This window comes from Pseudomonas sp. 5P_3.1_Bac2 (assembly GCF_025465995.1).
GTDB lineage: Bacteria > Pseudomonadota > Gammaproteobacteria > Pseudomonadales > Pseudomonadaceae > Aquipseudomonas.
Map to the genome: position 1 here is coordinate 328693 of NZ_JANLNY010000030.1, position 16233 is coordinate 344925.

Below are 16233 nucleotides of genomic sequence, written 5' to 3' on the forward strand. Positions count from 1 at the left end.
GCCCCTTGTCATTTGTGAATTCCGCTACGAGAGATGGCCATGGCGCATCAAGATATCCACGCTCACCGCATCCTGATTCTGGACTTCGGCTCCCAGTACACCCAACTGATCGCCCGTCGTGTACGGGAAATCGGCGTGTACTGCGAACTGCACCCGTTCGATATGAGCGATGACGACATCCGCGCCTTCAACCCGCGCGGCATCATCCTCGCCGGTGGCCCTGAGTCGGTCCACGAAGCCGGTAGCCCGCGGGCGCCGCAAGCGGTGTTCGACCTGCAAGTGCCGGTGTTCGGCATCTGCTATGGCATGCAAACCATGGCCGAGCAGCTCGGCGGCAAGGTCGAAGGTTCCAACCTGCGTGAGTTCGGTTATGCCAAGGTCGACCTCAACGCCGCGACCCGTTTGTTCGACGGCATCACCGATTACGGCACTGAGCGCGCGCTGGACGTGTGGATGAGCCACGGCGATAAAGTCACCGCCATGCCGCAAGGCTTCGCCATCACCGCCAGCACCCCAAGCTGCCCGATCGCCGCCATGGCTGACGATGCGCGCAAATACTTCGGCGTGCAGTTCCACCCGGAAGTGACCCACACCAAGCAAGGCGGCGAGATCCTCTCGCGCTTTATCTTGGAAATCTGTGGCTGCGCGGCGCTGTGGACCTCGTCCAATATCGCCGAAGACGCCATCCGCCAAGTGCGTGAGCAAGTCGGCGACGCCAACGTGCTGCTGGGCCTGTCCGGCGGTGTGGACTCGTCCGTGGTTGCCGCGCTGCTGCACAAAGCCATCGGCAAGCAACTGACCTGTGTGTTCGTCGATAACGGCCTGCTGCGTCTGCACGAAGGCGACGCGGTGATGCAGATGTTCGCCGACAACATGGGCGTTAAAGTGATCCGCGCCAACGCCGAGGAAAAATTCCTCAGTGCCCTGGCTGGCGAAAGCGACCCAGAGAAAAAGCGCAAAATCATCGGCGCCAAGTTCATCGAAGTGTTCGATGAGGAGTCGAGCAAGCTGGACAACATCCAGTTCCTCGCCCAGGGCACCATCTACCCAGACGTGATCGAGTCGGCTGGCGCCAAGAGCGGCAAAGCCCACGTGATCAAGTCGCACCACAACGTCGGCGGCCTGCCGGACGACATGAAGCTCAAGCTGGTTGAGCCGCTGCGCGAACTGTTTAAAGACGAAGTACGTAAGCTCGGTCTGGAGCTGGGCCTGCCGTACAACATGGTCTACCGTCACCCGTTCCCAGGCCCGGGTCTGGGCGTGCGCATCCTCGGTGAAGTGAAGAAGGAATACGCCGACCTGCTGCGTCAGGCCGACCACATCTTTATCGAAGAGCTGCACAAGGCCGACTGGTACCACAAAGTCAGCCAGGCCTTCGTGGTGTTCCAACCGGTTAAATCGGTGGGCGTGGTCGGCGATGGCCGTCGTTACGCTTGGGTTGTAGCCCTGCGTGCGGTCGAAACCATCGACTTTATGACCGCCCGTTGGGCACACCTGCCGTACGAACTGCTGGAAACCGTCAGCGGCCGTATCATCAACGAAATCGACGGCATCTCCCGCGTCACCTACGACGTATCGAGCAAGCCGCCAGCGACTATTGAGTGGGAATAACCGGCATCCGCCATTAGGCTCCGCTGAGCTGCTGTAAGGCTAAGAAGCCCGCTTAATCGCGGGCTTTTTTCTGCCTGCGATTTGTTGTTTTACAGGCGTGCCTTGGGCAGCTGTCTACGGTGGGCATGCCCGCAAGGTAGAGATTTGTATACCAGCGGAATCCTCGGCAGGCGGCAATGTCCATAAATCATCCTGAGCACCTCAACCAAGGCGTAGTCAGTTGTCGAGCCGCTTGATCAGGGCATTGGCCTACAGTTTGGTAGGCCAGACGCGGACTTAACTGCCCCGCCTTGTTGGGGTGTGGCCCTGTAACTGCGTACCCAGTGACGCTCTGCCAGGGGTTGATTTGTGAGGGTTTTGGCAGCGCAACGCTGCTTTAGCTGGCTCTGATTTGGAGTCTTAGCACGACCAAGTGGAGGGATGGACGATGGTGGAGGCAAGGCTGTTTAAGCGTGTCGAATCGTTGTTGCAGGAAGCTGGAGTGTTGATCGGTGGCGAGCGTGCCCAAGATATTCAGGTACACGACCCACGCTTGTATGCCCGGGTGCTGGCGCAGGGGTCGCTGGGTTTGGGTGAGAGTTATATGGATGGCTGGTGGCAGGCCAACCATCTGGATGCCTTCTTATTCAATCTGATCAATGCCCGTCTCGATGAGCGGGTGCATGGCACGGGTGAAGTGTGGGATGCGCTCAAGGCCAAGCTGTTCAATCTGCAAAGCGGGCAGGGCAGTTATGAGGTCGGCAAGCGCCACTACGACCTAGGCAATGACCTCTACCGCATCATGCTTGGTAAGCGCTTGGTCTACAGCTGCGGTTATTGGCGCGACGCCAAGGACCTCGACGCAGCACAAGAAGCCAAGCTCGATTTGGTCTGCCGCAAGTTGCAATTGCGCCCCGGCATGCGTGTATTGGATATCGGCTGTGGCTGGGGTGAAGCGCTTAAGTTTGCCGCCGAGCGTTATGGTGTTGAAGGGGTGGGGATCACCATCTCGAAGGAGCAGGCCGCCTTTGCCCAGGACCTGTGCCGTGGCTTACCGGTGGAAATCCGCCTGCAGGACTATCGCGATCTCAATGAGCAGTTTGATGCGATTTTCTCTATCGGCATGTTTGAGCATGTCGGGGTGAAAAACTACCGCACCTACTTTGAGGTCGCCCAGCGCTGCCTGCCGCCCCATGGTTTGTTCCTGCTGCACAGCATCGGCACCAATATCAGTGACGACCACACCGACCCGTGGATTGCCCGCTATATCTTCCCCAACTCGATGCTGCCCTCGGCGGCGCAGATTACCGATGCGATGGAGGGTTTGTTTGTGCTGGAGGATTGGCACAACTTCGGCACGGACTACGACCTCACTCTGCAGGCTTGGCGCAATAACATCGATGCCGCCTGGGGACAGTTGGACACTGAGCGTTATGACGAGCGCTTCCAGCGGATGTGGAGCTTCTACCTAGCCGGCTCGATGGCCGCCTTTCGCACCCGCCATGCCAATCTCTGGCAGTTGGTGTTGTCCCCGTCTGGGGTGCCCGGCGGCTATATCGCGCCACGTTAATACCCTGCGCAGTACCATCACTCGGGCCGCTTACGGGGAGCCCGGGTGACGGTGGCAACGTCTCTCTATCTATTATTTCTGCCGTCTGCGCTGGCGAAATTCGCGCGCAGGTAAAGCGCTTGACCTAGAGCGCGCTCTAACTTTTAGGATCGTTTTATGGAAGTCGATCTGAGCATTGCCCAAGTTGCTAAGCGTACCGGCCTGTCGGTGCATACCCTGCGCTATTACGAGCGTATCGGTCTGATTGCACCGGTGGCACGGGCCAGTGGTGGGCAGCGGCGGTATGCAAGCAGAGACATGGCCTGGATCGACTTCCTCTTGCGGTTACGCACGACTCATATGCCCATCGGCACCATGCAGTTGTTCGCGACCTTGCGAGGCGAGGGGGAGGTCACGGTCCCGGCGCGGCGGCAACTGCTGCAAACCCACTTGGCTGACGTGTTGGCCGAGATTCAGGTGCTGCAGCAATGCGCTCAAACCGTGCAGGCGAAAATCGAGCATTACCAAGCGCTTGAGTTGTCCCCATCGCCGCCGATCGAAACTGTTGGAGATAATCCCGATGAACACGCTGAATCGCTACGAGCGCGGCCTGAGCAAGCTGCGCGAAATCGACGGGGAAGCCGGTGAGCGCGTACTCGAAAGCCTAAAAGATATTGCCCCGGACTTTGCCCGTTACCTGATTGAGTTTCCCTTCGGCGATATCTACAGCCGAGCACAGTTGGATTTACGCAGCCGCTAAATCGCCGTAGTGGCCGCACTCACCGCCATGGGCAACGCCGCACCGCAGCTTAGGGTGCATATTCAAGGCGCGCTGAATGTGGGGGTGTCGCGAGTCGAGGTGGTGGAAGTGATTATGCAGATGGCTGTCTATGCAGGCTTTCCCGCAGCGCTAAATGGCTTGGCAGCGGCCAAAGAGGTGTTTGCTCAGGCGGGAGCCAACTCGGCAAAGGTTTAGCGCTTTATGTTGGCGGGGGGTTAAGACTGGATAGGGGAGGCAGGCGACTCGCAATATGTTGCCAAAACGCCTGCACCACCGAGCTTTGCGCCGCCGCTTGCGAGCGCACCAAGGCAAATTTGCGCTGGATAACCGGGGCCAGAGGCAGCGCCCGAAGCTGTTGCATATCGGCTGGCAGTGTTGACTCCGGCAGGATTGCCACGCCTAGGCCTTCCCGGACCAGCACGCTGGCGCTGGTCCAATCTTTAACGCTCAGGCGAATGTTATTGAGCTCAAGGCCTGCCTGTTGCATCAGGCTCTGGGCGTGAACCGAGCAACCGCCGGTGGCCAGGATAAACGGCAGATCGACCATTTCCTTAAGCGCCACGCCTTGGGCTAAAGCACGGCGCGCCAAGGGGTGTGAGTGCGACAGCAGTACCCTCCATTGATCACGCCCCAGAATTAGAGCGTGCTGAGTGCGCTTGGGATTAAGCACCACCCCCAGATCCACCGTACCTTGAGCGAGCCAATCGAGGACTTCTTCATCAGTGCCTTCCACAGCCACCACTTCAATCCCCGGATAGCGCTGCGCAAAGCTATGCAGCAGGTCGGGTAATACATGGGCAATAACTGAAGGGAAACTGCCCAAGCGAATTCGCCCGCTACCCAGGCCCAAGTTGTTAGCGGCCAGGGCGCGGATAGCATCCAGCTCCTGCAGCATGCGGCGGGCATGCGCCAACACCTCTTCACCAAAGGCGGTAAGGCTCAATTGCTGACGTGCGCGAGCGAATAACGGCAAACCCAGATGACTTTCTAGTTGGCTGAGAGCCTGACTGGCACCGGACTGAGTAATGCCCATGTGCTCGGCGGCACGGGTGATGCTGGCCGAGTCAGCAATAGCCACCAATAGGCGCCAGTGGGTGAGGTTGTGCATATCAGTAGCTCAGCTTATGGATATTTGGTTGATGATTAATTTTACAGATTTAGCCCGCCCACGCATGTTGTGCAACTCATCTGCTAAGTCATTAGGGAGGCTTTATGAAGCTTTATTACGCCCCGCACACTTGCTCGCTCTCTCCGCACATTGTGCTGCGAGAGTTAGGGCTGCCCTTTGAGTTGGTCAAAGTTAATAACCAGACCAAGCAAACGGCTGATGGCCGCGACTTTTTGCGCATCAACCCCAAGGGCTATGTCGCTGCGCTGCAGTTAGGCGATGGACAAGTTCTCACGGAGGGGCCCGCCATCGTGCAGTATTTGGCGGATTTACGTCCTGAGCTGCAGTTGGCGCCTGCAGCGGGTAGTTGGCAGCGCGTGCGCTTGCAGGAGTGGCTGAGTTTTATCAACAGTGAAATCCATGCCGGCAGCGCGCCGCTGTTCAACCAGGCGTTGTCTGAGGAGGCTAAAAATTACTTTCGTGAACGCTTATTTAAGCGCTTTGCTTATCTGGAGGCTCATCTGCAAGGGCAGGCCTTTTTGCTCGGCGAGCGGTTCAGTGTGGCTGATGCGTATCTATTTACAGTGCTAGGTTGGTGCCGCTTTTTTGCGATCGACCTTCGCCGTTGGCCGGCAGTTTTGACCTATTTTGACAAGATTGCCGAGCGACCTGCAGTGCAGGCTGCGCTGCACGCTGAGGCGGTTGGTTGAGGTGGTGACGGGTATAACCAGGACCTCTGCGTAGCTCACTAACCCACTTGGCTATGGACTGGGAGTTGGCGGTTGTCAGCGGCTAATCCGCCTCCGTATGCTGCAGCAATGCCGACTTATCTCGAGCCGGTCTTTGTTTTAGAGAGATCTATGAGCAGCCAACGTTTGCCTTACCAGACTCTATCGCCGGATGCCTATAAGGGCTTTGGCGCGGCCAAGTTGGCCTTGGATAAAAGCAGCCTCGGCAAGCCGCTGATTGAGTTGGTGTACCTGCGGGTGTCGCAGATCAATGGCTGTGCTTTTTGCCTGGAGTTGCACAGCAATGCGTTGCGCGCCGGCGGCACCGCTCAGGCTAAGTTGGACAGCCTCGCCGGCTGGCGGGTTAGCAGTCAGTTTAGTGCGCGCGAGCGGGCGGCGTTGGCTTGGGCTGAGTCGTTGGTGGATGTGGCCAACACCCATGCGCCGGACTCCGAGTTTGCCCCGCTTAAGGAGTATTTCAGCGACGCCGAAATCTCCGATCTGAGTTTTGCCATCGCCTTGATGAGCGCCTTTAACCGTTTAGCCGTGGGCATGCGTCAGTAACGAGTTGTGGCAGGAGGGCTGCGGCAACCTGACGGTTCGCCGGGGTCGTCAGGGTGGCGGCTTAAATGAGAAGATAGTGCAATTGCCATGACGCAGTTGTTGCGTCGCAGGACTTCCCCGATGCCACCGGGCTAAGGACGCAACATGCACGTTACTCGCAGACAAATGCTTATCGGCCTCGCTGGCCTTGGTGTGGTCGGTCTCGGCGCCGGTGGTGTGCGCTATTGGCTGGGCCGCCCGGCAAATGTCGCCACTCACGACTATGAGCTGATCGCCGCGCCGTTGGATGTCGAGCTGGTCGCCGGGCATAAAACCCCGGCCTGGGCTTATGGCGGACAAGCCCCAGGTGTGGAGCTGCGTTGTCGCCAAGGCGAGCGTTTGCGCGTGCGCTTTATCAATAAGCTTGAGGTGCCGACCACCATTCATTGGCATGGCATTCGTTTGCCGCTGAACATGGATGGCGTGCCCTATGTGTCGCAAGCCCCAGTGCTGCCGGGCGAGTACTTCGACTACAACTTTATAACCCCCGATGCTGGTAGCTACTGGTATCACCCCCATGTCAGCAGTGGCGAGCAACTTGGCCGTGGCCTGGTCGGCGCGCTGATTGTGGAAGAGCGTGAGGCCACCGGCTTTGCGCATGAACGCACGCTGAACTTGAAAAGTTGGCACATCGATCAGCAGGGCGCCTTTACCGATTTTAGCGTGCCCCGTGAGGCGGCTCGTGGTGGTACACCGGGGCGGCTCAGTACGATCAATGGCGTGGCCACGCCGACCTTGGATTTACCCGCTGGGCAAGTGGTGCGGCTGCGCATCCTGAACCTGGATAACACCCACACCTATCGCCTGAATTTACCCGGTGCCGAGGCGCGCATTTATGCCCTTGATGGCAACCCGGTTGAGCCACGGCCACTGGGCAAGGAGTATTGGTTGGGCCCTGGCATGCGCCTCGATCTGGCCTTAAAGGTGGCCACCGCTGGCACTGAGCTGTCGCTGCGTAACGGTCCTTTGCGCTTGGCCACCCTGCGTGCCGTCGCCAGCAGCGAGGCGCCGGGCACGTGGCCGCCGGCGTTACCGGCGAACCCCGTGGCTGAACCGGATTTGGCCCGCGCCGAGACCGTTCGTTTTAATTTCGAGTGGGCGGGTGCCGTGTCGGTGGGCTTGGAGCAGGGCGCAGCGCACAGCTTTTGGCAGATCAATGGCAAGGCCTGGGACATCAATGATAAGACCTGCGCTGACCGGCCTATCGCCCGCCTGCAGTTGGGTAAGAGCTACGTTTTTGAGCTGCGCAATATGACTCAGTACCAACACCCGATTCATCTGCACGGTATGACCTTCAAGGTGTTGAGCTCTGATCGCAAGGACATCATCCCGTATTTCACTGACACCTATCTGCTGGGTAAAAACGAGCGCGCCAAGGTCGCTTTGGTCGCCGATAACCCGGGGGTGTGGATGTTCCATTGCCATGTAATTGATCACATGGAAACCGGCCTGATGGCTTCCATCGAGGTGGCTTAAGCGTGCGCCAGCCGGTGATTATTGATCGCAGCCGCGACCCGCACTTTATGCGCGAGGCCTTGGCCTTGGCGGCCCAGGGCGCAGCCAAAGGCGAGGTGCCGGTGGGCGCGGTGGTGGTGCACAACGGCGAGATTATTGGCCGGGGTTTTAACTGCCCGATCACCACCAGCGATCCCAGCGCCCATGCCGAGATGGTCGCCATCCGTGCTGCCGCGCAGCATCTGGCCAATTACCGCCTGCCGGGCTGCACCCTGTATGTGACGCTGGAACCGTGCAGCATGTGCGCCGGTTTAATCGTGCACTCACGCGTGCAGCGGGTGGTCTATGGCGCCACTGAGCCTAAGGCCGGAGTGGCGCACAGCCGTGGCGAGTTCTTCACCCAGAGCTTTCTCAACCACCGTGTATTGGTTGAAGGCGGGGTGTTGGGCGAGGAGTGCGGCGCGGTACTGAGCGCCTTCTTTAAGGCGCGCCGCGAGCAGCGTTAAGCTGCTTTACAGCGGTGTGGTCTGCGGCGGTTGTGGGCGTTTATCAATGCCAGGCACATGCTGATTGCCTTCAGCAAACTGCGTGCCTTCCAACTGCGGCTGGGTGACCCACGTGAGGATGTCGTAGTAGCGGCGGATGTTGCGCACAAAGTGCACCGGCTCGCCGCCGCGGGCATAGCCGTAACGGGTCTTGCTGAACCACTGCTTCTGCGCCAGGCGCGGCAGGATCTTCTGCACATCCAGCCATTTATCCGGATTGAGCCCCTCGGCCTTGGTCAGCTTGCGCGCGTCTTCCAAGTGGCCGCTGCCGACGTTGTAGGCGGCTAAGGCAAACCAGGTGCGATCCGGCTCCTGAATGCTCTCCGGCAGCTGTTCCTTCATATACACAATGTACTTGGCGCCGCCGACGATGCTCTGCTTGGGATCGAGGCGGTTGGATACGCCCATCGCCTGTGCGGTGCGCAGGGTCAGCATCATCAATCCGCGTACCCCGGTTTTCGACGTGGCGCCGGGCTGCCAAAGCGACTCTTGGTAACCGATGGCTGCCAGTAGGCGCCAGTCGATCTTGTGCGCCTGGGCGGCATCACGGAAGAATTTTTCATAACGCGGCAGGCGTTGCTGCAAGTGCTGGGCAAAGGTGTAGGCACCGACATAACCGAGTACGTCGACATGGCCGTAATAACGATCCTTCAGGCGTTGCAGGCTGCCGTTGTCTTTGGCACGTTTAAGGAAGGCGTTTACTTCATCGAGCAGGCTGTGATCTTCCCCGGGGGCCACGGCCCAGGCCAGTTTCTGCGCCTCGCCAATGTCGAAGCCAACGCGCACGTTCGGGAAATACACCTGGTTCATGGCCAACTCGTTGGAGTCCACCAGAGTTATATCGATCTGACCTTCATCGACCATGCGCAGCAGGTCGACCACTTCGACGGCGGCCGACTCTTCGTAATTCAATTCAGGATATTGCAGTTTAAGCGCGGCGAGCTGCTCGGCATGGCTGCTGCCCTTGAGCACCAGAATGCGCTTGCCGATTAAATCCTCCGGGCCGGTAGGGCGACGCTGCCCGTTGCGGTAAATCACCTGCGGGGTGACTTGCAGGTACTCGTCCGAAAACAGCGCGGATTGACTGCGCCCCGGGGTGCTGACCAAGCCCGCGGCGGCTAGAACCGGGCCGTCAGGCTTTTTTAGGCTGCTGAACAGATCATCCAGACTGTCGGCGGTCTGAATTTCCAGTTTTAGGCCTAAATCTTCGGCGAAACGCTTGACTAATTCGTACTCGAAACCGGTTTCACCGTTGCGATCTTCGAAATAAGTAGCGGGGCTGTTACGGGTTATCACCCGCAGCGTACCCTCCGCCTGAATGCGCTCTAGCGTGCTGGGTTTAGTTTCCTCAGCACAGCCGCTAAGCAGCAGGAGGATGCCGATCGCTGACAGCCAGCCGGCGCAGCGGGTACGGAAAACGGATTGGGCAAACATCCGCGCAGTATACGCAAACGATCAGGTCGACCATATATCGACAGGGAATAGCTTCTCTGCTAGCGATATCGCAGGGTTTGGCAAGCGTCACGGGTGCCCTTGGCGAGCGTTTAGGCTAGAATGCACGGCCTCAAAGCACACCCCCTTCCCAGAGGCTGTCTCCCGATGTTGATCCTGCGCGGCGCTCCCGCTCTTTCTGCTTTTCGTCACGGCAAACTGCTTGAACAACTGACCAGCAAGGTTCCCGCTGTCACCGGCCTGTATGCCGAGTTCGCGCATTTCGCCGATGTCACCGGCGTGCTGAGCGCCGACGAACAGCAGGTACTGGCCCGTTTGCTCAAGTATGGCCCTAGCGTACCGGTGCAGGAGCCAACTGGCCGCCTGTTCCTCAGCATCCCGCGTTTTGGCACCATCTCGCCGTGGTCGAGCAAAGCCAGCGATATTGCCCGCAACTGCGGTCTGGCCAAGATTCAACGTATCGAGCGTGGTCTGGCCTATTACGTCACCGGCGAACTCAGCGCCGCCGATGTGCAGCACGTCACCGAGCTGCTGCATGACCGCATGACGCAACTGGTATTGGATAACTTTGAAGGCGCTGCCGCGCTGTTCAGCAATGCTCAGCCGAAGCCGCTGACCGCTGTGGATATCCTCGCTGGCGGTCGTGCGGCTCTGGCACAAGCCAACGTGGATCTGGGCCTGGCCCTGGCTGAAGACGAAATCGATTACCTGCTCACCAGCTTCCAAGGCCTGGGGCGCAACCCCCACGACATCGAGCTGATGATGTTTGCTCAGGCCAACTCTGAGCACTGCCGCCACAAGATTTTTAATGCCAGCTGGGACATCGACGGCGAAGGCCAAGAAAAATCCCTGTTTGGCATGATCAAAAATACCTACGAAATGCACAGCGAAGGTGTGTTGTCCGCGTACAAGGACAACGCCTCGGTGATCGTCGGTCACCGCGCTGGGCGTTTCTTCCCGGACCCGCAAACCCGCCAGTACGGCGCGGTGCAGGAGCCGGTGCATATTCTGATGAAGGTCGAGACGCACAACCACCCGACGGCTATCGCGCCGTTCCCCGGTGCGTCCACTGGCTCCGGTGGTGAGATCCGCGACGAAGGCGCCACCGGTCGCGGGGCTAAGCCGAAAGCGGGTCTGACTGGTTTCACTGTCTCCAACCTGCAAATTCCAGGTTACGAGCAGCCTTGGGAAGTGCCGTACGGCAAGCCTGAGCGCATCGTCAACGCGCTGGACATCATGATCGAGGGCCCGCTGGGCGGCGCTGCGTTCAACAACGAATTCGGTCGTCCGGCCCTAACTGGCTATTTCCGTACCTTCGAGCAAGCCATCCAAACCCCTCGTGGTGAGGAAGTGCGCGGCTACCACAAGCCGATCATGCTGGCCGGCGGTCTGGGTAACATCCGCGCCGAGCACGTGCAGAAGGGTGAGATCAGCATCGGCGCCAAGCTGATTGTGCTGGGTGGCCCGGCCATGTTGATCGGTCTGGGCGGTGGGGCGGCTTCGTCGATGGCCACTGGTGCCAGCTCGGCGGATCTGGACTTTGCTTCGGTCCAGCGCGAGAACCCAGAAATGGAGCGCCGCTGCCAAGAGGTGATCGACCGCTGCTGGCAGCTGGGCGACGCCAACCCAATCAGCTTTATCCATGACGTCGGCGCCGGCGGTCTGTCCAACGCCTTCCCTGAACTGGTGAATGACGGCGGTCGCGGCGGGCGTTTCGAGCTGCGTAATGTGCCTAACGATGAGCCGGGCATGGCGCCGCACGAAATCTGGAGTAACGAATCCCAAGAGCGTTACGTGCTGGCCGTAGATGCCGCCGATTTCGAGCGCTTTAAAGCCATCTGTGAGCGTGAGCGTTGCCCGTTCGCCGTAGTCGGTGAAGCGGTTGAGGAAGCGCACCTGACCGTGACCGACAGCCACTTCGCCAACAAGCCGGTGGACATGCCGCTCAACGTGCTGCTCGGCAAGCCACCGCGCATGCATCGTTCGGTGACGCGTGAAGCTGAGCAGGGCGATGACTTTGCCGCCAGCCAAGTGCCGCTCGCCGAGGCCGTCAGCCGCGTGCTGCAACACCCGGCCGTGGCCAGCAAGAGCTTCCTGATCACCATTGGCGACCGCACCATCACAGGTTTGGTCGCTCGCGACCAAATGGTCGGGCCATGGCAGGTGCCGGTAGCGGACGTGGCTGTGACCGCCACCAGCTTTGACGTGTACACCGGCGAAGCGATGGCGATGGGGGAGCGCACCCCGCTGGCGCTGCTGGATGCCGCTGCATCCGGGCGTATGGCGATTGGTGAAACCATCACCAACCTGGCCGCCTCGCGCATCGAAAAACTCAGCGACATCAAACTCTCCGCTAACTGGATGGCCGCTGCCGGTCACCCGGGTGAAGACGCGCGTCTGTACGACACCGTTAAGGCGGTTGGTATGGAGCTGTGCCCGGAGCTGGGCATCACCATTCCGGTGGGCAAGGACTCCATGTCCATGCAAACCCGCTGGCAGGACGAAGGTCAGGACAAGAGCGTGACTTCGCCGCTGTCGCTGATTGTCACCGGCTTTGCCCCGGTTAACGATGTACGCCAGACCCTGACGCCACAGCTGCGCATGGATAAGGGCGAAACCGATCTGATCCTGATCGACCTGGGCCGTGGCCAGAACCGCATGGGCGCCTCGATCCTTGCGCAGGTGTACGGCAAGCTGGCGCAGCAAGCGCCGGACGTTGACGACGCCGAAGACCTCAAGGCGTTCTTTGCCGTAATCCAAGGCCTGAATGCCGACGGCCACATCCTCGCCTACCACGACCGTTCCGACGGTGGTCTGCTGACCACCGCGCTGGAAATGGCTTTTGCCGGCCACTGTGGTCTGAACCTGGTGCTCGATGCGCTGGCGGAAGGCCGTGACGGCGTGGCGGACGTGCTGTTCAACGAAGAACTGGGCGCCGTGATTCAGGTTCATCAGGACGCCACCGAGCTGGTGCTGTCGCAGTTCAGCGCTGCGGGCTTAGGCGACTGCGTGGCGGTGATCGGGCAGCCGGTCAACAGCAACAAAGTCTCGGTGCGTTACAACGAGGCGCCGGTATTTGAGGGTGAGCGCAGCGAGCTGCATCGTCTGTGGGCGCAAACCAGCTACGAGATTCAGCGCCTGCGTGACAACGCCCAGTGCGCTGAGCAGGAGTTCAATGGCCTGCTGCAAGAAGACAACCCTGGCCTGTCGGCCAAGTTGACCTTCGACGTTAATCAGGACATCAGTGCGCCATTTATCCGTACCGGCGTGCGGCCGAAAATCGCCGTGCTGCGTGAGCAGGGCGTCAACGGTCAGGTGGAAATGGCGGCGGCGTTTGACCGCGCCGGTTTCAGCGCCATCGACGTGCACATGAGCGATATCCTCGCTGGCCGCGTTGACCTGCAAGACTTCAAAGGTCTGGTGGCTTGCGGTGGCTTCTCCTACGGCGACGTGTTGGGCGCCGGTGAAGGTTGGGCCAAGTCGATCTTGTTCAACAGCCGTGCCCGTGATGGCTTCCAAGCCTTCTTCGAGCGCAAAGACAGCTTCGCCCTGGGCGTGTGCAACGGTTGCCAGATGATGAGCAACTTGAGCGAGCTGATTCCCGGCACTGAGTTCTGGCCGCATTTCGTGCGCAACCGCTCCGAGCAGTTCGAAGCGCGCGTGGCCATGGTTCAGGTGCAAGAGTCGGCGTCGATCTTCCTGCGCGGCATGGCCGGTTCGCGCATGCCAATCGCCATCGCCCACGGTGAAGGGCATGCCGAGTTTGCCAACGAAGAAAGCCTGCTCGAAGCTGATCTGTCTGGCAGCGTGGCCCTGCGCTTTGTCGATAACTTCGGCAAAGTGACCGAGACCTATCCAGCTAACCCGAATGGTTCGCCGCGTGGTATCACCGGTCTGACCAGCCGCGACGGCCGCGTGACCATCATGATGCCGCACCCGGAGCGGGTGTTCCGCGCCGTGCAGAACTCGTGGAAACCGGATGACTGGCAAGAAGATGCTGGTTGGCTGCGTATGTTCCGCAACGCCCGGGTTTGGGTCGACTAAGCCAAGGAGGCGCAGGCGATGGATAAACCTGCGCCGATTCGTCCGCTGGTCCGCCGGGTACTGCCCGGCGACCAGTTGCGTTTATGTCACTGCGGGCAGTCGGCCACTTTGCCGGATTGTCCTGCTTCCTGTCCCCAGAGCTTGCAGATCCAGGTACAGCGCGAGCAACTATTGCTGCTGTGCCACTGCGGCTTATCGCAACAATTGCCTTACTGTGATGGCCGCCATGCCGGTAGCGGGCAAAGCCTGGCCGAACGTTGGCGGCGCTTTCGTCACGACTGATCAGCCTTTAGCTTGTTGCTCCTGCTGATCGCGCAAGGTCTGCCCGGCCACGGCCCAGTTCTCGGTGGCGATCTCTTCGATGACGATGCTGGTCCATTCTGGCTTTTTATCCAGCACCCGTTCTAAGGTTTCGGTGAACTCTTTGACCACTTGAGCTTTTTGCTCACGGCTGGCGCCGGGTGTCATACGCAGGGTGATAAAAGGCATTGGCGCAATCCTCAGATGATTTCAGTGGGCTGAGCCTTAAACGGTGGCGACCCAGCTCAATAACAGACCGCGGCCACGAGGTAAGTGTGATGTTCAAATTGTGTTTTTATGTACCGCCCAGTCATCTCGAAGTGGTCAAGCAGGCGCTGTTCGCGGCAGGCGCCGGGCAGATCGGCAACTATGCTCAGTGCTGCTGGCAAACCCTAGGGCAGGGGCAGTTCCGTCCGTTGCCGGGGAGTCAGGCGTTTATTGGCGAGCAAGGGCAGCTGGAGCAACTGGCCGAGTGGAAGGTCGAGATGGTGCTGGAAGATGCGCGGGTACAGGCGGTGGTGCAGGCGTTAAAGCAGGCCCATCCCTATGAGACGCCAGCCTTTGATCTGTGGCGCTTGGCCGTAAGCCGTCGCTGGCAGTACTCGGGCGCCAGCGACGGGGTTGTCTAGGCCGATCAATTTTGATTGTGTTCGTTGGTGCTTTGTTTCAGGTAAGTGACGCTGCGCACTTGGTCGTTGTGGTCCAAGTAGAGCATTTTCACTGTGCTGATCTGATTCTTGGTGCCAGGCTCTTCATGAATCGAAAGCACCTTGGCCACCTCCAGAGCCATGCCGTAGTGATAGTTCTCACTGGTGGGCTGTATATCCTCGGCTTGGGCCAAGCTGGCTACGCCACCTAACAGGCTCAGCGCAGCCACACTCATCAGAGTAAGTTTCATCATCTATCTCCTCATGGGTAGCTGGCTTACGCCAGCTCTAAGTTGACGGCGATATTGCCGCGGGTGGCGTTGGAGTAAGGGCAGACTTGGTGAGCGGCGGAGATCAGTTGCTCGGCGCTGGTACGCTCAAGACCGGGCAGGCTGATCAGCAGATCGACAGCCAAACCAAAACCGCCTGGGATCTGCCCGACGCTGACTTTGCCGGTTACTGACAGGTCATTAGGCAGTTTGAGTTTTTGCTGGCTGGCCACGTATTTCATTGCACCGATAAAGCAGGCCGAGTAGCCGGCGGCGAACAGTTGCTCGGGGTTGGTGGCGCTGCCACCTTGGCCGCCGAGTTCACGGGGTGTGGTCAGTTGCACATCGAGGAAGCCATCGGAAGACACGACCCGGCCGTCGCGGCCGCCGGTGGCAGTGGTAGTAGCGGTATACAGAGCGGTGATGGTTTGCATGGTGAATCCTCTTTGGTTAGTTCGATAATGTTTTGCGTGGTAAGTAGCTGCTGGTGAGGATTCTATGTGCGCATATGTTTTGCGCGCAAGATAATTATTAGTGTTTATCTGAATAGATTTTTATATTTTTGGAATAAGAAGCTGGACTAAACCAGCAGACCGCGCGGCGCCAAGCTGAGCGTTGTGGGGAGGGCTCAGTTGGCGCGCAGAGGAATTAGCTGTGGCGCTGTAATTGATCGCGCAGCGCGGTCAGCTGATCTTTGATCTGGCCCAATTGCTCAAGGCTATGACCGCTGGCTTGCAGAATGCAGGAGGGGAAACGTCGGGCTTGGTCTTGCAGGGCGCGCCCCTTATCGGTCAGGCGCAGCTGCACGACGCGCTCATCTTCTTTGCTGCGAGTGCGCTGTAGCACGCCTTCTGCTTCTAAGCGTTTGAGCAGTGGAGTGACGGAGCCGGGGTCGGTAAGCAGACGTTGGCTCATCTCGCTGACGGTGATGCCGTCTTGTTCCCACAGCACCAGCATGGCCAGGTATTGCGGGTAGGTCAGACCAATGCTTTGCAGCAGGGGCTTGTAAGCCTTGGTCATTTGCAGCGAGGTGGAGTGCAAGGCGAAGCACAGCTGATTGTCCAGCTGGAGCGCATCGCAGGAGTTAGGGTCGAGCATGGTACTGTCCAAGGAGTTAAGAGGAAAACAACTTAACGCGCAAAATGCATGCGGGCAAGTTGTT

The 16233-nt window shown here is 59.3% G+C and carries 16 protein-coding genes and 2 pseudogenes; 11 read left to right on the forward strand and 7 right to left on the reverse strand.

The window, feature by feature from the left end; genetic code table 11:
- Positions 1 to 39 precede the first annotated feature (39 nt).
- The 3 genes and pseudogenes from guaA to NTD81_RS20865 all read left to right on the forward strand — a co-directional run.
- Positions 40 to 1611: a glutamine-hydrolyzing GMP synthase gene (gene guaA, locus NTD81_RS20855; RefSeq protein WP_410017194.1), complete on the forward strand. Its 1572-nt coding sequence runs from the start codon at positions 40 to 42 to the stop codon at positions 1609 to 1611.
- 427 nt (positions 1612 to 2038) lie between these two features.
- The gene (gene cfa, locus NTD81_RS20860; protein ID WP_262184670.1) at positions 2039 to 3160 is read left to right on the forward strand and encodes a cyclopropane fatty acyl phospholipid synthase; all 1122 of its coding nucleotides are present in this window, start codon (positions 2039 to 2041) and stop codon (positions 3158 to 3160) included.
- A gap of 156 nt (positions 3161 to 3316) precedes the next feature.
- Positions 3317 to 3448: pseudogene (locus tag NTD81_RS20865) on the forward strand (MerR family DNA-binding transcriptional regulator); the annotation flags it as partial.
- A gap of 36 nt (positions 3449 to 3484) precedes the next feature.
- On the opposite strand, the gene NTD81_RS20870 reads toward NTD81_RS20865, so the two are convergent.
- Complete coding sequence (locus tag NTD81_RS20870) at positions 3485 to 3661, reverse strand: hypothetical protein (RefSeq protein ID WP_262184789.1); 177 nt, start codon at positions 3659 to 3661, stop codon at positions 3485 to 3487.
- A gap of 58 nt (positions 3662 to 3719) precedes the next feature.
- On the opposite strand from NTD81_RS20870, the pseudogene NTD81_RS20875 reads away from it, so the two are divergent.
- Positions 3720 to 4115 (forward strand): annotated as a pseudogene (locus NTD81_RS20875) (carboxymuconolactone decarboxylase family protein).
- Positions 4116 to 4119: 4 nt separating this feature from the next.
- Here NTD81_RS20875 and NTD81_RS20880 read toward each other — a convergent pair.
- Complete coding sequence (locus NTD81_RS20880; protein WP_262184671.1) at positions 4120 to 5028, reverse strand: LysR family transcriptional regulator; 909 nt, start codon at positions 5026 to 5028, stop codon at positions 4120 to 4122.
- 104 nt (positions 5029 to 5132) lie between these two features.
- Here NTD81_RS20880 and gstA point away from each other — a divergent pair, with 104 nt between their 5' ends.
- From gstA to tadA, 4 genes are all read left to right on the forward strand, one after another.
- Complete coding sequence (gene gstA, locus NTD81_RS20885) at positions 5133 to 5738, forward strand: glutathione transferase GstA (protein WP_262184672.1); 606 nt, start codon at positions 5133 to 5135, stop codon at positions 5736 to 5738.
- A gap of 150 nt (positions 5739 to 5888) precedes the next feature.
- The gene (locus tag NTD81_RS20890) at positions 5889 to 6320 is read left to right on the forward strand and encodes a carboxymuconolactone decarboxylase family protein (RefSeq protein WP_262184673.1); all 432 of its coding nucleotides are present in this window, start codon (positions 5889 to 5891) and stop codon (positions 6318 to 6320) included.
- A gap of 144 nt (positions 6321 to 6464) precedes the next feature.
- The gene (locus NTD81_RS20895; protein WP_262184674.1) at positions 6465 to 7835 is read left to right on the forward strand and encodes a multicopper oxidase family protein; all 1371 of its coding nucleotides are present in this window, start codon (positions 6465 to 6467) and stop codon (positions 7833 to 7835) included.
- Between the two features lie 2 nt (positions 7836 to 7837).
- Positions 7838 to 8320, forward strand: a complete 483-nt coding sequence (tadA, locus tag NTD81_RS20900) for a tRNA adenosine(34) deaminase TadA (RefSeq protein WP_262184675.1) — start codon at positions 7838 to 7840, stop codon at positions 8318 to 8320.
- Positions 8321 to 8326: 6 nt separating this feature from the next.
- On the opposite strand, the gene mltF is transcribed toward tadA, so the two are convergent.
- Complete coding sequence (gene mltF / locus NTD81_RS20905; protein ID WP_262184676.1) at positions 8327 to 9793, reverse strand: membrane-bound lytic murein transglycosylase MltF; 1467 nt, start codon at positions 9791 to 9793, stop codon at positions 8327 to 8329.
- Positions 9794 to 9958: 165 nt separating this feature from the next.
- Here mltF and purL point away from each other — a divergent pair, with 165 nt between their 5' ends.
- Both purL and NTD81_RS20915 read left to right on the forward strand, forming a co-directional pair.
- Complete coding sequence (gene purL / locus NTD81_RS20910) at positions 9959 to 13855, forward strand: phosphoribosylformylglycinamidine synthase (RefSeq protein WP_262184677.1); 3897 nt, start codon at positions 9959 to 9961, stop codon at positions 13853 to 13855.
- Between the two features lie 18 nt (positions 13856 to 13873).
- A complete protein-coding gene (locus NTD81_RS20915; RefSeq protein ID WP_262184678.1) occupies positions 13874 to 14137 on the forward strand; it encodes a CDGSH iron-sulfur domain-containing protein in 264 nt (87 codons plus the stop codon).
- On the opposite strand, the gene NTD81_RS20920 is transcribed toward NTD81_RS20915, so the two are convergent.
- On the reverse strand, positions 14138 to 14344 hold the full coding sequence (locus NTD81_RS20920; RefSeq protein WP_262184679.1) for a tautomerase family protein: 207 nt from the start codon (positions 14342 to 14344) through the stop codon (positions 14138 to 14140).
- A gap of 89 nt (positions 14345 to 14433) precedes the next feature.
- Between NTD81_RS20920 and cutA the strand changes: the two genes are divergently transcribed.
- Positions 14434 to 14784 carry a YqfO family protein gene (gene cutA, locus NTD81_RS20925; RefSeq protein ID WP_262184680.1) on the forward strand — a complete coding sequence of 117 codons (351 nt, stop codon included), beginning with the start codon at positions 14434 to 14436 and terminating at the stop codon, positions 14782 to 14784.
- A gap of 5 nt (positions 14785 to 14789) precedes the next feature.
- On the opposite strand, the gene NTD81_RS20930 is transcribed toward cutA, so the two are convergent.
- The 3 genes from NTD81_RS20930 to NTD81_RS20940 form a co-directional block, all read right to left on the reverse strand.
- On the reverse strand, positions 14790 to 15053 hold the full coding sequence (locus tag NTD81_RS20930; protein ID WP_262184681.1) for a DUF2790 domain-containing protein: 264 nt from the start codon (positions 15051 to 15053) through the stop codon (positions 14790 to 14792).
- 26 nt (positions 15054 to 15079) lie between these two features.
- Positions 15080 to 15505 carry an organic hydroperoxide resistance protein gene (locus tag NTD81_RS20935; RefSeq protein ID WP_262184682.1) on the reverse strand — a complete coding sequence of 142 codons (426 nt, stop codon included), beginning with the start codon at positions 15503 to 15505 and terminating at the stop codon, positions 15080 to 15082.
- Positions 15506 to 15719: 214 nt separating this feature from the next.
- Positions 15720 to 16169: a MarR family winged helix-turn-helix transcriptional regulator gene (locus NTD81_RS20940; protein WP_262184683.1), complete on the reverse strand. Its 450-nt coding sequence runs from the start codon at positions 16167 to 16169 to the stop codon at positions 15720 to 15722.
- Positions 16170 to 16233 lie beyond the last annotated feature (64 nt).

Excerpts from the sequence above, each read along its gene's own strand:
- NTD81_RS20890 (WP_262184673.1), top strand. The coding sequence starts at position 5,889 with ATGAGCAGCCAACGTTTGCCTTACCAGACTCTATCGCCGGATGCCTAT.
- cfa (WP_262184670.1), top strand. The coding sequence starts at position 2,039 with ATGGTGGAGGCAAGGCTGTTTAAGCGTGTCGAATCGTTGTTGCAGGAA.
- NTD81_RS20935 (WP_262184682.1), bottom strand. The coding sequence starts at position 15,505 with ATGCAAACCATCACCGCTCTGTATACCGCTACTACCACTGCCACCGGC.
- NTD81_RS20880 (WP_262184671.1), bottom strand. The coding sequence starts at position 5,028 with ATGCACAACCTCACCCACTGGCGCCTATTGGTGGCTATTGCTGACTCG.
- guaA (WP_410017194.1), top strand. The coding sequence starts at position 40 with ATGGCGCATCAAGATATCCACGCTCACCGCATCCTGATTCTGGACTTC.
- NTD81_RS20940 (WP_262184683.1), bottom strand. The coding sequence starts at position 16,169 with ATGCTCGACCCTAACTCCTGCGATGCGCTCCAGCTGGACAATCAGCTG.
- gstA (WP_262184672.1), top strand. The coding sequence starts at position 5,133 with ATGAAGCTTTATTACGCCCCGCACACTTGCTCGCTCTCTCCGCACATT.
- NTD81_RS20915 (WP_262184678.1), top strand. The coding sequence starts at position 13,874 with ATGGATAAACCTGCGCCGATTCGTCCGCTGGTCCGCCGGGTACTGCCC.
- NTD81_RS20870 (WP_262184789.1), bottom strand. The coding sequence starts at position 3,661 with ATGCTCGATTTTCGCCTGCACGGTTTGAGCGCATTGCTGCAGCACCTG.
- NTD81_RS20895 (WP_262184674.1), top strand. The coding sequence starts at position 6,465 with ATGCACGTTACTCGCAGACAAATGCTTATCGGCCTCGCTGGCCTTGGT.
- purL (WP_262184677.1), top strand. The coding sequence starts at position 9,959 with ATGTTGATCCTGCGCGGCGCTCCCGCTCTTTCTGCTTTTCGTCACGGC.
- NTD81_RS20930 (WP_262184681.1), bottom strand. The coding sequence starts at position 15,053 with ATGAAACTTACTCTGATGAGTGTGGCTGCGCTGAGCCTGTTAGGTGGC.
- NTD81_RS20920 (WP_262184679.1), bottom strand. The coding sequence starts at position 14,344 with ATGCCTTTTATCACCCTGCGTATGACACCCGGCGCCAGCCGTGAGCAA.
- mltF (WP_262184676.1), bottom strand. The coding sequence starts at position 9,793 with ATGTTTGCCCAATCCGTTTTCCGTACCCGCTGCGCCGGCTGGCTGTCA.
- cutA (WP_262184680.1), top strand. The coding sequence starts at position 14,434 with ATGTTCAAATTGTGTTTTTATGTACCGCCCAGTCATCTCGAAGTGGTC.